This window comes from Niabella hirudinis (genome assembly GCF_051201075.1).
GTDB classification, from domain to species: Bacteria; Bacteroidota; Bacteroidia; order Chitinophagales; family Chitinophagaceae; genus Niabella; species Niabella hirudinis.
In genome coordinates, this window is the sequence record NZ_JBPEHJ010000004.1 from 164,816 (window position 1) to 180,649 (window position 15,834).

The window sequence follows — 15,834 nt, forward strand, 5'->3', positions numbered from 1 at the left end:
TTGATTTGATTATTTCAGGTTTTAAAATTAACGATTATCATCTTTAGGGAACCACCGGGAAAGCCACAATTCTTAAACGGGTGAATCCGTAGGGGATCAGCGTAAGCGACCGGGGCCCGGGCTCTACGCGGCCTTTATAGATCCCCTCCCGATCCGATACGGGCTGATCAGCTACCTTTCCTGTCTCGGATTTCCAGGCAGGTATCCGTTTCCCCGGGGCTGTAATAGCAACCGGAGCAAAATCCTGGGTCCATTTGAAGCCCGCTTTTAATGAATGCTCCGTAACCTTTAAGCTGCCGGGATTATCCACGATCTGTTTCAGGAGTCCATAATTCCACGCATCATCTGTTGAAAGGGTTTCATAGGCGCCCTCGGCAGGCTCTGTACCCCCGGTTACCTGTTCTTTCAGTTTCAAGGCATAAACCAGGGGACCTCTTTCCACGGTTCTTGAGTTGCGGCCCCAGTTAGAGACCTGAACCTCCATCGGCAGCCGGAGCCGGACCAGGTCCCCCTGCTTCCAGGTCCTTTTCAGTGCGATCAATCCCTGTTGTGGTTCCGCGCCCTGAACAATACCGTTCACGCGCAATTCCGGTTTCCTGCACCAACCCGGGATCCTGAGTAAAAAGGAAAAATCAACAGCCGCTCCGGCAGCTATTTCAAACAGGATCTCATCGCCAAACGGGTAATCTGTTTTTTCGATGATCGTTACCGGCACAGATCCGATCCGGGTTGTGAGCCTGCTTGGAGCATATACAAGAGCCGCAATGCTCTTATCACCGGCGCGGTGCCAAAGGTTCCGGACAAACTTGGGCCAGCCCTGGTGCATATTGGCCAGGCAGCAACTATAGCCGCTGCGCGCACCAAACACATTGTTCATCTGGCGGTCGAACGGCAATGAAAAATCATATACACCCCGGTTCACATCTACCTGATTGGCGATCTGGAAATACTGTTTATAATTAAAATCGGCCGTTGTCTGCGGGGGAAATGCATTAAAGGTCATACGCTCCAGGGCATCGGCAAACCGAAGGTCTCCTGTAATAGAAAGCGCTTCTTCCATCGAGAACATGGTTTCCACTATAGCGCACAGCTCCGTACCCTGGGTGGGCAGGTTCCCATGCAGATCTTCATCCGCTGAAAAAATTCCGTTGGGCAACCCGTGCAATACCATAACATCGCGCCAGCCCCTATTCAATATGTCGATATATTTTTTATCCGAAGTGCGCTCGTAGTTAAGCGCCGGCTCTTTAATCGCCATTCCCACGTTCACTCCATGGCGCGTCATCCAGGCTTTGTTATTTTGAAACGCAGCGGCCTGCATTACCCAGTCGCGCCCTCCCAGCAGGTTACTCCAGGGCAGGGACTGATTGCGGATAGTAGCGGCAAGCCGCAGTAAAAACGGTTCTTTGGTAATCCCATAGAGCCACTGTACCACCAGCATATTCTCGGAACCTCTCGAAACAGCCCATTCCGTCCACTTCGAAAGCGGGACCTTTGGCAATACCGCTTCCTGATAACGGAAATAACGCAGCATAAACGGGATAACCCGTTGATCTTTGGTAGCACTGTAGTACTGCTGCAGTACTTTAAGCATTACCATTTTGGGCCACCAGTCTTCCCCCTTTTCCGCCGTTGCAACGGTGATGGTATTCCCCGTTTCTTTTTCATACCGGGTCAAAGGACCAAAATACCCCGAGGGCCGCTGGTGGTCCAGGGTCCAGTTGATATACCGCAGCACTTTTGTTTTCAGCTGCGGATCATTTAAAAGATAGGCAACCGGCACCGCCCCATCCAGCCAGTAAGGCGTTTCTTCCCAGCCATCTCCGTTGCCCCCCAGCCAGCCATTGTCATTTTTGATTTTGCCGTGTGTTTCATCCAGGTGGCCTGTGGAATTCGCAGCAACCGTCTGAAGCTGATCCAGCAGCCATCCCTCTGGCTTTACAGCCCCAATATCAAAAGTATTGAATACCCTTGGCGTATAATGACCCGGCGCAGCGGGCTTTGCCTGTGCCAGCGCCCCGGCGGCTAAAAACAGGGAGCAGATCCCATAATAAAAAGGCAAACGCATACGCAATCATTAATAAGTGTCAAATATACAATAAACCAGCACTGTTGCCGGTTTAAAAATCACGGGCATTTTCGATCTTTCCAAACCGGATCTCTATCGCATGCCCTCCCGTCTCTCTTTTTCTTGAAGTTACGATCCCGATCGTATCGTTTCCAAACGGGTATATACTTTGCCAGATAGTCTGATGCCAGTCGGCTTCAAAAGGCGCACTGTGCTTCCAGGGCATTTCCTGTTTCTTCCAGGTAGCGCCAAAATCCCTGCTTACAGAAACCGTGCCCCTGTTGGATGATAACAGCAGGTTGCCATTAGAAAGCGCCAGCACATAAGGGGCTCCTTTATGACCGGGTATAAAGGTACCGAGCCCTTTCTCCCAGTTAATGCCGTTGGCACTGGTTTTATAATAGATACCACAATCCTCTGGTCCGCAAACCTCGTAAACCACTATATAACTCCCGTTCCGCATGCGGTCCACTACCGGCATTCCCGGCCTCGACAGCGGGTTTCCGGGTGTGTGGGCTACCCAGATCTCCGTGCCCCAGGTCTTCCCCGCATCGGGCGAAATGCGCTGCGCAATGATCTGGCTGTAAGAGGGCGATTCCGTTACATGTTTTTCGCTGGCATACATTACCGCCAGCCGCCCATCGTTTAAAAAATAAAAATGAGGTTCATACATTCCTTTATCCGGTGTACCCAAAGTACCCGGTGCGCCCTCATTGGCATCGATGACGCTCAGGAGCTGCCAGCTTTTTCCCCCATCGGTGCTTTTATAAACCGGTAGCCGGTACGATTCCTGCCAGCGCACCGAACGACCTGCCAGCAATACATCCCCGCCGGGCAATTGTACCAGCTGTGCATTGTCGAGATCCCGTCCGGGGTCTGCAATGGTGCTGATCCGTTTCCAGCTTCTGCCATTATCGGAACTTTCCGAAATTTCCAGCTCCAGCCCGCCATGAGCATCTTTTCTATACCCCCTGTTGCGCAGTACCGTATAGCCAGCCAGCCATTTTCCTGTTGAAAGCCTTAGCAGCCTGGGATACTGTGCACCATATACCGGCAACGTTTCACCCTCAGCCGTTTTCCGGTAGCCCGCGCTGATGGTCACACTGTCTGTCCAACGAACAGCTATTGCCGGCGGCATTTCCTTTATTACTACAGGCCACCCGTTCTTATATTCAATGCGATTCAGGTACATTACACGGCCATATCTTTTTTTATCGTATGCCGCCTGCGGAATGGCATGATAGGCGATCCAGGTTTTTCCGCCCCGGTCTCTGACAATAGAATTATGCCCGGGCGCAACCATCATTGCATCACTTTCAAGAATTACACTGCTTTTATTGGCCGCCACGGTTCCCCTGCGGATATACGGACCGGTAATCTTTTTTGCACGGGCCACCATTACCGCATAGTGTGCACCCACGCCACAGCAATTATCACCGGAATAATAAAGATAATAGTAACCGTTCCGGTAATCGATCCATGCACCTTCCACCAGCCGGCCATAGTCCTTATCTGCCCCGGCCGGCAAAACGGCATATATTTTTGCCCCTTTTGCAAATGCTGTCATTGAGGGATCCATTTCCCGGATCTGCAGGGGCTGAAAACCAGACCCCCATACCATGTAGTATTTCCCCGACCGGGGGTCCCGGATCACCATCGGGTCAATGGCTTCAAAGCCCGGTCTTACAATCAGCGGTTTTCCGGAGTCCCGGAAGGGACCTTCGGGCCGGTCGGCAAAAGCCACACCAATGGCTTTGCCAGCTGAAGTATCCACTGTTTCCGCAGAATAAAAAAGTACATATTTTTTTAACTGCTCCTCGTACAGCACATGAGGAGCCCAAAAATCCCGGTATCCCCAAACCGGTTTATCCGGCAATGCATCTCCGATAATACGCCAATCCTTCAAATTAACAGACATAGCAACCTGCACGTTCATAAACTTGCCGGCCGGCCCCGAATTGGTTGCATAGGCATAGTATTTCCCCTCAGCAGTGATCACCGTTGGATCCGGAAAATCAGTACTGATCGCGGGCTGCTGTGCTTTTAATTGCAAAGCTGCCGGCAGGATCAAACAGCAAAGTAGTTTTTTCATTTTACTTCTTTTGGGAAGGCTCCTGCAGTGATTCGGTCGTTGGAAGGGGACGGCCGAAATCCGGGGTTCCATCCCTGCGCCAGGTAAACCGCTGCGCCCGGGGCGAACGGTGCCCGCCACAACCCTGCCCCGGCTGGGGATTGGCATGATAAAGAATCCAGTCCTCCTTCCCGTCCGGCGATTTAAAGAACGAATTATGTCCGGCTGCATATACCCCATTTTCCGGGGCTGCTTTAAATACGGGCTCCGGGCTTTTTAGCCAGTTAGCACGGTTCAGCAGATCACTGTTCTTTTTAAGAGACAGCATTCCCAGGGTATAATTTTCCGTCCAGCAGCCGCTGGCAGAGTATATGATAAAAATACGGTTATTACGGATCAGGAATTGCGGACCTTCATTTACATATACATGATCCGGTGTTTCGCCTTTGAGATACCCATATTTTTCCCACTTGAATTCCGGTTCCGAGATCAGTACCCGCTCTCCTTCAATCGTCCAGGGGTTGCTCATTTTTGCAATATAAATATTCTGCTGCCCGTTGGCATCGCCTGCCCATCCGGACCAGATCATATACAATTGTCCTTTATACTCAAATACATCTCCATCGATCGCCCACTTATCAGAAGGGGCTGCTACCTTTCCTTTAAACACCCAATCGCCCTGCATCGGATCGGCCGCACTGTTTTCGAGTACATACATCCGGTGGTTATGATTATTGCCATTATCCGCCGCAAAATACATATACCATTTCCCTCTTAAAAACAGGATCTCCGGAGCCCACAGTTCTTTTGAATACATGGTATTGCGCGGGGGCGTCCAGATGGTTTTCTGTTCTGCATCCTTCAGGTCCGAAAGGTTCCTGGTCTTCCACAATACCAGCCTGTTTTGCGTGGTATGAGTATAATAATAATACCCGTCCTTATAAAAACTATATGGGTCTGCTCCGGATGGAAGCAGTGGGTTGGTAAATGTGTGCAATGCAGTGGCGTTTTTTGAGCCGGAACATGCCGTTATCAATGCAGCAATAAAAAGAATAGAAAAAAATCGGGTCATTGTATGTGGTTTAAAAATCTGAAAGTTTTGGGATCTGCTTTTATGATGGGGTCGCCCTTCTTTTTGGGAAATAACAATTGTATAACAGCCGTTTTGCGGGGAGCCACCCGGGTGCCGGAAAAATGCGTATGCAGCACATACATCCAGCGGCCTTGTTTATCTCTAAAAAGATCCCCATGCCCAGGGCCATTCGCTCCAACAGAGGCCCTTGAAATCACCGGATTGATTGGCTCCTTCCTCCACGGTCCCAAAGGCGATGTACTGGCAGCAATGCCGATAGCATAGTCAGGATTGCGAAAATCATTGGCCGAGTACAGCATATAATACAGGTCTCCTCTTTTAAAAACGGTAGGGCCTTCTGTAACACCCCATGGGGCATTTGCCGTATTTTCCCAGCCCGGCGCTGCATGCAGGCATTCCCTTGCCGTGGTTTCTCTAATGGCTGTAAGTGCCTCGTTCATTTCGGCTACATAGATCCGGTTGCCCTCCCGGAGGCGCACGTGATAGAGATAAATCTTCCCTTTATCAAAAAACACAAAAGGATCGATCATCCGCACGGGCCCCTCTAAAGGCACCTGTTTTTCCTGTTTGAACGGCCCCAGCGGGTTATCGGCAACAGCAATGGCAATATGTTCATTTGCCGTATAAGCCATATAAAATCTGCCTTTATACGTAAAAACCTGGGGAGCCCAAAAGCCTTTGGTCCCAAATGCATCTCCAGGGGTCAGTACTTTCCCGGCCGCCTTCCATGACCGGAGGTCTGTGGATGTGTAAGCAATAAAGCCGTTATCCGCACCCCTGCCATTGGTGCCATACAAATAATACACCCCATTATGAAAAAAGATAGTGGGGTCTGCCATCAGCGGATTTTGTCCGTCTTCCGTTTGTGCGCTTAGCGGTGATGAGCAACACAGTAAAACAATAAGGGTCGTTAAAAAAATTCGGTACATATATCTTTTTCTTTTGTTCTGCCGGCAATGTTTAAAAAAAGGATATCCGGCACAGCGGCGCTTGTTTCCAAAGGAAAACGCTGTATCAAAAGTCGCTGTTTTTTCATGCCGTCCCGATGGCGATCGGGATTATTTCGGCATCTATTGCAATAATATCAATGAGCGGGCAGCTATTTTTTCCCCGTCATTGATTTTATAAAATCCACCTCCTCCTGTTTGTACGGTGTACCGTCCTTCCTGAAGATATCATGGAACCAAAGTGGCGGCTCGCTCGTATATGTTTTTGTCCAGCTGTCCCAGGGATAAATCGTTTGCGATTTTCCATCTACAAAGCCCCAGTTGATCATCGCCACTTTGTTTTCTTTTGCTACCGGCAGCGAGCTTTGGAAGGTGCTTTTATTAGGCCTTGCCATATACTCGGTGCACCAGAGCGGCCTGTTGTAGCGCCGAAGCTGTTGGATCTTTTTCTTTAGCGTCAGTGAGTCGTCATAACAATGGAAGGATATAATATCGGACTCCTCGAGCTGCAGGCGTTCGATCGGTTTCAGTGTACTGTCGGCCTCCCAGTTGCCGGCCCATACACCAGAGGTTAGTGGCTGCGAAGGATTGGCACTCCGGGCCCATTCAAACGTTTTTTTAAGCAGGGGCAGTACCAGGTCTACCTTATTAGGGATCTCTACTTTTTCATAAGATGCCCCGGTCATATTATCCGGCTCATTCCACACGTCCCAGGCTATAATCCGCTGATCATTGGCAAATTTGCCCACCAGAGTCTTTACATACCGTTCCAGTTCCGGATACTGTGTTGAGTCCTTTAACACCTCCTGTCCCGGGCTTTGTACCCAGCCGGAGTTGTGCACAAACGGTTTGGGATCCCGTTGCTTGCCGGCTTTTGGAAAGGGGTCCCAGCAGGAATCAAAAATGGTGAACAATATTTTTATTTTATGCCGGTCAGCGATCTCCAGGAATTTATTGATCCGGTCATAAAAGCCCTGCTCGTCATTTTTAAATACCAGGTCATGCAGGTAAACCCGCATTACGTTCATACCGATCGACTCCGCCATAGCCAGTTCTTTATCGATCGTTGCTGTATCAAAAGTTTCCGCCTGCCACATCTCCAGCTGGTTAATCGCCGTGCTGGGCAAAAAATCTGCACCAACATACCAGGGCTGGGAGGCATACCAGTTATTGGCCTGCTGCACCGTCCAGATTTCCCGGGAAGCATCCGGTCCGGCTTCGGCTTCATCCGTTTGTTCCTGTGAGGCGCAGGAGGCCAAAAGAAGCATGCCCGCCACAGCGGCCATACTCATAAATTTTAATTTTCCAAATACCCGATTCATAATTTGATGATTGTTTTGAGTTAATGTTTTTTAGTTATTGACCCTGTATTAAAAGCAATAGATTTAATCCACAACAGGAAAAGCCGAAATACGTAAACGGGCCGCGCCCATCGGTATCAGTTCCACAGTTTCTTCCTCCCCTCCTGCTGTTACCGGGCTTTGGGGCAATACTCCCGTAAGTCCATTGCCGTCTATCTTCCAGCCGGGTATCTTTTTAGCCCTGGCGTGTAAAACGATCGGAACCTGTTCCGGCGTAAAAGGGAAATTGTCGCCGGGCCATTCCTTTTTTGTAATACTGAAAAGCGACCCCTTGTTGCCCTTATTATACATTAGTCCATAGTTCCAGTCTGACGAAGGCACAATTTCATACGAAGGCCATTTTTCCGGATCGGCCGATTCCTGCCACCTGGAGTCGCCAATGGCCGAAGCCTTACTGTCGGCCTTTATATACTGTTCTTTGATTTTTAGGGAATACGTTAACGGCCCCCTATCAACACTGATGCTGTTCTTATTCTTTACCCATTCGCGTACTTTTATCTCCATTGGCAGGTTCAATTCGATCTTATCGCCGGTTTTCCATGTTCGTTCGATCCGGATATAGGAGCCGGGTTTAAAACGTTGTGCCGACTTTTTACCATTGATCAAAACTGCCGCATCGGTACACCAGCCCGGTACCCGTAAATAAAGAGGGAACCTGTTTGCAGACCGGGTTGTTATTACAAAATTCATTTTTTCATCAAAGGGATATTTTCCCGTGCTTTTCACCTGTACAAGGCTGCCATTGCCTACCCGGGCACTCACCACAGCCTCTGCATACAGCAATGCTGCAAGTCCCTTGTCCGGCGTAGCCATAAACAGGTGCTCCGCATAATAGGGCCAGCCCTGTGCATGATTGTGCTGGCAGCACCGGGAGCTGAAAGGGTTCATCATCAGGAACGGCCCCCTGTTGTCAATACCCGGATGATGGTTCTTGCTGTCGCTGATCGACATATTAGGGCTGGTAATATACCGCAGCGCTTTAAAATCGGGCATTACAGCTGCAGGATAGGTGTTAAAAGCAACGTCTTCGGCATTATCTGCCCAAAGCGGATCACCGGTAATTCCCATCAGGATCTCATCGGAGGCCATTTGTTCTACCATACCGCAGGTTTCCACACCCTGCCGGGGATCTGTGTACCCTGCACGTGCATTTTCATCTGCTCCAAACATACCACCCGGTACATTCCCAAACCGGGCCCTTACCAGGTGAAAATCGTTATAGGTAGCTTCCAGATCGGACCGGTTGCCGGTTTGAAGAAACCAGGTAGCCGGCTCCCTGAAAGACTGGGCAATATTTACATTATGCCAGTTGGGAAGGTTATCTTTTTGTCGCCAATCGGCCGTATTCCGGTCTATTTTCTTTGCCAGTTCCAGCAGCCATTCATTATTACGTGTGCGGTTGTACAACCAGTATACGCTCAAAAGATTGTCGCCTCCCCGGCTGTTCTCCCAGTAGTCTTTCAGAAACAGGCTGTCCGGTAACTGGTACTCCCATTTAAAGTAGCGTTCCATAAAGGGCAGCACCCTTTTATCACGGGAATATTCATAGTACGATTGCAAACACCAGAGCATGATCATATTTCCCCAAAGGTCGGGTTTCCCTTTCTTTAGGATCATCGGCCCAAAATATCCATCGTCACGCTGACTGGCTAAAACCGCATTGATCCAGGTTTTTGTTTCGGCTATTATTTTGGGGTCATCCAGTATATATCCCAGGTTCCCGTATCCCTTTAACCAATAAGGCACTTCCTCCCAGCCATGATCCCCCTTTCCATCCGGGCTTAACCAGGCATTATTTTTTTTTGCCAGCCAGGCACTGATCGCTCCCAATTGCCCCGTAAGGCCGTCACGCTGCAGCTCCAGGTACTTCAGCAGCCAACCATCGGGCTTCACCGCCCCAACGGGCAATTTTATAAAATGCAACGGCTGCAATGGCTTCCTGCTGTCTGCATAAAAGTTATTGGTTGCCGTGTTATCCGGCCGGTCCACATTGGATACGATGTCAGCAGCGGTCTTTTGCTGTGCAAATCCTGTTAGTGTAATGAACAGGAACCCTGTTACCCAGCCTTTTTTAATGCCAGTCATACTTTCAATTTATCTTCAGAATGATCTTTTACAAATATCCGGTTTCTAACGCTAAGGAGCAGCAAAACAAAAAACACAAAAAGATAACTGTTGCATCCTTCATAGTAAAAAACACGGAGCGTTAAAAGGTCACTTTTTGCAAGGCTCCGTACAGCATGTCTTCCACACCGGCAATCTTTACGCCAATACGGGCAAACACATAGTTTTGGGTGGGCACAATATCCGGGATGGCTACCGACAACTGAATATTACTTATATCGGTAATACTGACTCCGCCCAGGTCTGCGTTCGCGATCTTACGGGTATCACTGGCTGCCACAAATTGTGTCTTATTGATGTACAGCGAAACCCGTTCTATATTTTTTGCATCGGCATTAGTCAGGATCTTTTCGAGTGCGCACTTTGCCGTTATTGTTTTCCCGGAGGCGGTGATCTGTTGATTCCTTATCATATAATAGGGAGTCACTTCAAGATCCATCGATTTGTTGCCGCTGATATCCAGCTGCAGTGTATCCGGCATACTATTGGAAAGGCGCTTTCCTATAAAAGCCCCCTGGCCGCCCGGCAGCACCAGCTTATAACTGCCATTAAATAACATTGCTGAAAAACTGCCATCCTGCGCTACCGCTACATTAATGGAACCGCTTTTTCCAAAACCCGGCTGCCATAATTCAAAGTATACCTGCCCATCCTCTGTACCCAGCGGTGCTCCCTGGTACACGATCCTGCCGGTGAAAGCCGAGGAGGGCGGCGTATAGTTATCTTTTGAACAGGAAGCTATCACCAGGGTCAGACAGAGCATCCATAAGCGGCTATAGAATTTTATGTAGTTCATCTGAAATACGGTTTTAGAGTTTTACTGATTGGGTTGTTTTATTATTAATGGGTTGTTGGATGTAATGGTGGCATTGATCAGCGAATAGTAATTACCCATTCTGAAATTATGTGCCTTCGAAACCCTGCTGGGTTTCACCACTTTGAAAATATACTTCCCATTATTAGGCCCGGAAGGATCGTAATACTTATAGGGCCACAAGCCAAAGACCATGGTATTGATCTTGGTGGCACTTCCTAAATCCTGTGTTACGGTGGAGGCATCCAGTGCGCCCCCGTTCCAGGTCTTATGCGCGATGCGCCATCTTTTCCGGTCCCATAAAATATGATCTTCGAAGGCAAGCTCCACCCTTCTTTCATGTACGATGCGGTCAAAAGTAATATTGGCCGCAGTCAATGGTGTTACCAATCCCGCCCTTTTTCTGACTTCGTTCAAATATCCTGCCGCCGCATCTTTATCTTCTAATTCAAATGCCGCCTCGGCTGCATTCAGCAGGACCTCTGCATACCGGTAACGGATCCACCAAACATCACTTTGGGTACCGATACGCCCCGATCCTATATTCGGATCCATATACTTGCGTACAAAAAAGCCGGTCTGCGCTCCAAACTCCAGGGCATCAATGGGCCCGTCTTTTCCAACAACCTGAACCGCTTTGGGGTCGCCGGGCAATACTTTATCCTTTATTTGTCCAAACTGATCGCCGGTGATCACCGATCCGTTCACGAGCTGCCAGCCTGCCCAGATGTCTACCGTAATCCCCTTGAACTGGTCGCCGGGAATAATAATGGTACCCCGAAGCCGGGCATCACGGCCGGCAAAGATATCGCCCACATTATTGTAAAAAGCAAATCCACCGGCAGCTTCATTTGTTTTAAAAGGAGCAAAAGTATTATTGAGCAATTCAAACTCCTCGGCCAGGTTCAGTGAGGGGTTCAGCCTTCCGCCCTGCTGTTCTTCTGCAGAAGTGCGGGGTTGATTATTTAAGGTATACCCATGTGTTTTGCCGGCTTTTATCAGATAGTCCCGGGCAAAGATCACTTCCGGGTTACTTGCCTTATCGGTAAAGAGGGAGGCAAAATTCTCAGAAAGGTCGTCTTTCTTTTGATACAGCGAATAGGTTTTGGATTCAATGATCGCTTTAGCAGCGGCCAAAGCCTTTTCATAATAATCCTTCGCTTTCCCCTGCGGAATGCCCACTTCTCCACCCGGCAATGAGACCTCCGGAGTAGTGGTACCATATTTAGCTATTGATCCGGCATACAACGCAGCCCGGGCCTCTGTGGCCAGTGCTGCGCCCCAGGTAGCCCTCGTTTGCGTTCCGCCTTCCGGTAACTGGTCTTTTATGGCTTCCAGCTCGCTCAATACAAAATCATACACTTCACTTTCCTTAGCTCGGGGGTGCCTTAAATAGGCCGGGTCACCGCTAAAATCATAATCCATCGGCTCCAGTATCAGGGGGACCCCGCCCATCTTTTTCACCAGGTCAAAATATACAGACGCTCTTATAAACCGTGCCTCGGCCAGGAAACGGTCCTTATCCTTTGCTTCCAGCTCTGTAGCCGTGTTGCCGGCCTGGATAAACATATTCAGATCCCGGATAAATCCATAATCCCAGGAAGACCACCAGTCATAGGCCCAATCCGTACTCTGGATACGCCAGTAATCACCGGCAGCCGAAGGAAATGCTTCATCAAAATTGGAGTATTCCCACCAACGGTCAATACGCTGGTAATCCGGAAAGCGGTCATAAAAGCCCGCCAATACGGATAGTACCAGGTTCTTATCTTTCCAAACCTCTTCCGGAGCGACCACATCTGTAGGCTTCCGGTCTAAAAAATCCGAGTCTTTCCTGCAGCCCGCAGCCAATACAACAGCAAACAATAACAGATATATAGTAATGTGTTTCATTATACTTCAGGATTTACAGTGATAGATTAAAACCAATGTTTACAAACTTATTCTGGGGATACTGAAGACCGTTGTCGTCTGCAATTTCAGGATCTGTTTCCAGCTTCTTTATATTGTCGATTGAAAACAGGTTGTACCCATTGATATAGAACCGGGCCCCGTTAATTTTAAGCCTTTTTATAAGCCGTTGCGGAAGACTGTAGCCCAGTTCAATGGTCCTTGCACGCAGGTATTTGATATTGTGCAACCAGAAGGTGGAGTTTTTATTATAGTCACTCCGCCAGCTTTCATTGAAGCTGATAGCCGGATACTTTCCAGGGATCCATGCACTGTTCAGATCAAAAATATCTTCCCGGTGCCAGCGGTCATTATAAATCTCGGAACGAAGCGCTCCCGTATTCTGATAAGGCCAGCGCATTTCCCAGTTCTGATTCCAGGAATAGAGTGCTCCGCCGGAGAAATCGATATTGAAGTTAAAGTTCCGGTAGTTAAGCCCGATCTGTAACCCGTATTGAATATTGGGCTGCCCCTGTGTGGTATACCCTATAGGACGCTCATCAAAGCCATTGATCAACCCGTCACCGTTCTGGTCCCTGTAGATAAAGGAACCCGGACGCAATGTGCGGTTGCCTTCCCCGTCTATATTTACAGGATAGTTATTGATTTCTTCAAATGAGCGGAACTGGCCTGTAACTTCATAACCCCAGAAAATATCGGAATACCGGTTCTCGGCAGAGCTCCGGTACTGATCCCAGGAGTTAAAGAAGATGGGTTTATAAGACTCCAGGAATTTGGCGCGGGAGATAGAAATATTTCCACCTACAGTGTAGCCCAGCTTCCCGTTTTTATTTGAGTACTTTACAGACCCTTCGGCACCAAAACGGGCGTCGCTGTTCACATTCTCGCGCGGCAACCCGTAACCGATCTCGCTGGGGAGCAGGATATCATATTTGGTTCCGAGCAGTCCGGTCCTTTTACGATAGAAATAATCGGCAGAAGCCTGCAGCTTATGATCAAAAAACTCAAGATCCACGCCAAGATCTGTGATCCGGCTTTCGAACCAGGACACATTGTCTACCTTAATTCCTGAGTTCCGCAGTGTAGACGTTGTAATGGGTACCCCATCCAGGATGGCAACACCCGTATTATACTGGTACCCCACTAAATAGTCGAACGGGCCGATCCCGATATTATCATCTCCCAGGATCCCATAGGACCCACGGATCTTCAGCTCGTTTAATATGGAGCGCTCACCGATCAGGTTCTGAAAAAAACGTTCCTGGGTAAGCCGCCACGCAGCACTTACAGAAGGGAAGTAACCAACCCGGCGATCCGGCGCAAATTTCCAGGAAGCATCTCTTCTTCCGGCAAACTCCAGGTAATACCGGGAGGCATAGTTGTAGTTCAGTTTTAAGACATACCCAACCCGGGCTTCCTCTTCCTGGATATCGGCAAAGTTCTGCCCGTCCATATCATTCCAGAACATAATGGGCAGGCCGTTTACCTTGGGTACCGCATGCTGAAACGTTCTTAAATGCTTCCGCTCGATCCGCTCATTCAGAAATAAAGCAGCTATATTATGATCGCCGAAGGAGCGGGAATAGTCCAGCTGCACCTGAAAAACATTATTAAACACTTTCTCCAGAATCCGCTCCCGGTAAGGGTTTGAGCTCCCCACCTTTTTTTCATAACTATCCGTATCAGGGTGATAGGTATATACATCATAGGTGTACTCATGCCCGTTTGTAACATTATCTGCGAGGTAATAGGAATACTTTCCGCTTGCCGTAAGACCTTTAATACCGGGCACCTGGTACTCCGCATTAAAATTGCTTTGCAAGACCCGCCAATCAGATCTCCAGTACCCGGTTAAAGCCTTCGATTGTACAGCCCAGTTTTCGGTATTATGACCGATATCGTTGGGGTATAATTTATTGTTATTGGCATAAGCCAGCTCCATAGGACGGTTCCGGAATAATGCAAATCGCGCAGCCCAGTAATCATCTACCCCCGGCACCCCTGGCTGATCCCGCGTTTCGATGCGCCCGTTGATCTGAAGTCCTACTTTCAACCGCTCAGATATCCGCGCGTCAATATTGCTTTGAATATTGGTACGGTTAAAATCAAACTCCCTGTCCGTACCATATACGCCCTTTTGATCGAGGTGTGTAACCGATACATAATAATTCACTTTTTCGCTGCCGCCGGTCGCATTTACGTTAAAGGAATACTGGGGCGCATTTTTTGCAATGATCAGCTTTCTCCAGTCTTCATTCCAGTATCCGTATTCGGTACCTGCCTTCCATTTATCCAGCTCCGCCTGGGTAATATCCGTTTTGCCGTAAAAGGTCATTTCTGCATCTGCCTTCCCTACCATCCACTCATAGGCATTGGTCGTATGCGGAAAACGTGACCAGTTCTGCCATCCGTAATAACCTCCTACATTTACCACACTTTTCTGGCCGGTACGTCCCTTCTTGGTCTTTACCAGTACCACGCCATTTGCCGCGCGGCTGCCATAAATAGAGGCAGCTGCATCCTTTAAAACGGTGATACTCTCAATATCATCCTGCGCCAGGTTGTTGAACTGGCCGGCATCCTGCTGGATGTCATCAATAATAAAGAGGGGTGCGCCCATTCCGCGTATCTGGATGTTGGCGCTGGCACCCGGCCGTCCGTCGGGCATCCGGAAGGATACGCCTGCCATCTTGCCCGCAAGAGCCGTTCCAACGGTAGACCCGCCCCGCACGCGGGCAATATCATCTGCACTCACCGACGCTATAGCACTGGTAATATCCGCTTTTTTCTTGGACCCATAACCCACTACCACGATCTCACCCAGATCCGAGGTTGTTACCGTAAGCGACACATTAATGGTTTGCTGGTTATTTACAGGCACCTGCTGATCGCCATAACCGACCGATGTAAATAGCAGGGTTCCGTTAGGAGGAGCGGTGATCTTGTACATGCCCTGCTCATCGGTGGCAGCAGCTGTGGTAGTTCCCTGCAGGGTAACACTGGCACCGGCCAGCGGTGCACCTTTCTCATCTGTTACCTTCCCGGAAATTAAAGTCTGGGCCGACAAACCCGCTGAAATAAGTACAAGAAATACAAGGATCTTTAATTTCATACAGCTTTGATTTAGATGGTAAAAAAACCAAGCAACGTTACAGCCGTGAAAATAAATCTGCCCGCCTGTCCATCAAACGAAATTTGTTTCAAACTTTCATCAATTTGTCTCACGGGGATAACTGGCCGGAGCCATTTAGTTCCAGGTTTAAAGTTGGACTATTAACGGGATCTTCGTATCAATTTGAAAATTTGAAGATATGAAAATGTGCAAATGAGATCCGGATATTGACGGAGTCTTCGGTTTTTTGTTTGACGTTTGAGGTTCGGTACTAACAGGATCTTTCGTACCTTAGTAAGTTCACATCAGAAATCAGAAATCAGAAATCAGAAA

At 48.8% G+C, this 15,834-nt stretch carries 9 protein-coding genes; all 9 read right to left on the reverse strand.

Translation table 11 applies throughout. The features are described 5' to 3' along the window. Positions 1-43: 43 nt before the first annotated feature. The 9 genes from GGU45_RS09655 to GGU45_RS09695 all read right to left on the reverse strand — a co-directional run bounded on the left by GGU45_RS09655 (position 44) and on the right by GGU45_RS09695 (position 15,501). Entirely contained in the window at positions 44-2,068 is a 2,025-nt protein-coding gene (locus GGU45_RS09655) for a beta-L-arabinofuranosidase domain-containing protein (RefSeq protein WP_435224186.1), read from the reverse strand. Positions 2,069-2,120: 52 nt separating this feature from the next. Next, on the reverse strand, positions 2,121-4,160 hold the full coding sequence (locus GGU45_RS09660; RefSeq protein WP_435224188.1) for a family 43 glycosylhydrolase: 2,040 nt from the start codon (positions 4,158-4,160) through the stop codon (positions 2,121-2,123). 1 nt (position 4,161) lies between these two features. Next, positions 4,162-5,211 carry a glycoside hydrolase family 43 protein gene (locus tag GGU45_RS09665; protein WP_435224189.1) on the reverse strand — a complete coding sequence of 350 codons (1,050 nt, stop codon included), beginning with the start codon at positions 5,209-5,211 and terminating at the stop codon, positions 4,162-4,164. Next, positions 5,208-6,161: a glycoside hydrolase family 43 protein gene (locus tag GGU45_RS09670; RefSeq protein WP_435224191.1), complete on the reverse strand. Its 954-nt coding sequence runs from the start codon at positions 6,159-6,161 to the stop codon at positions 5,208-5,210. The genes GGU45_RS09665 and GGU45_RS09670 overlap by 4 nt, the downstream gene beginning before the upstream one ends. Positions 6,162-6,331: 170 nt before the next feature. Continuing rightward, positions 6,332-7,501: a glycoside hydrolase 5 family protein gene (locus GGU45_RS09675; protein ID WP_435224192.1), complete on the reverse strand. Its 1,170-nt coding sequence runs from the start codon at positions 7,499-7,501 to the stop codon at positions 6,332-6,334. Between the two features lie 63 nt (positions 7,502-7,564). Beyond that, on the reverse strand, positions 7,565-9,625 hold the full coding sequence (locus tag GGU45_RS09680; RefSeq protein ID WP_435224194.1) for a beta-L-arabinofuranosidase domain-containing protein: 2,061 nt from the start codon (positions 9,623-9,625) through the stop codon (positions 7,565-7,567). Between the two features lie 121 nt (positions 9,626-9,746). Then, complete coding sequence (locus tag GGU45_RS09685) at positions 9,747-10,460, reverse strand: DUF3823 domain-containing protein (protein ID WP_435224196.1); 714 nt, start codon at positions 10,458-10,460, stop codon at positions 9,747-9,749. Positions 10,461-10,481: 21 nt separating this feature from the next. Then, positions 10,482-12,371, reverse strand: a complete 1,890-nt coding sequence (locus GGU45_RS09690; RefSeq protein WP_435224197.1) for a RagB/SusD family nutrient uptake outer membrane protein — start codon at positions 12,369-12,371, stop codon at positions 10,482-10,484. A 13-nt stretch (positions 12,372-12,384) separates the two neighbouring features. Further along, a complete protein-coding gene (locus GGU45_RS09695; RefSeq protein ID WP_435224199.1) occupies positions 12,385-15,501 on the reverse strand; it encodes a SusC/RagA family TonB-linked outer membrane protein in 3,117 nt (1,038 codons plus the stop codon). Between the last annotated feature and the right edge of the window lie 333 nt (positions 15,502-15,834).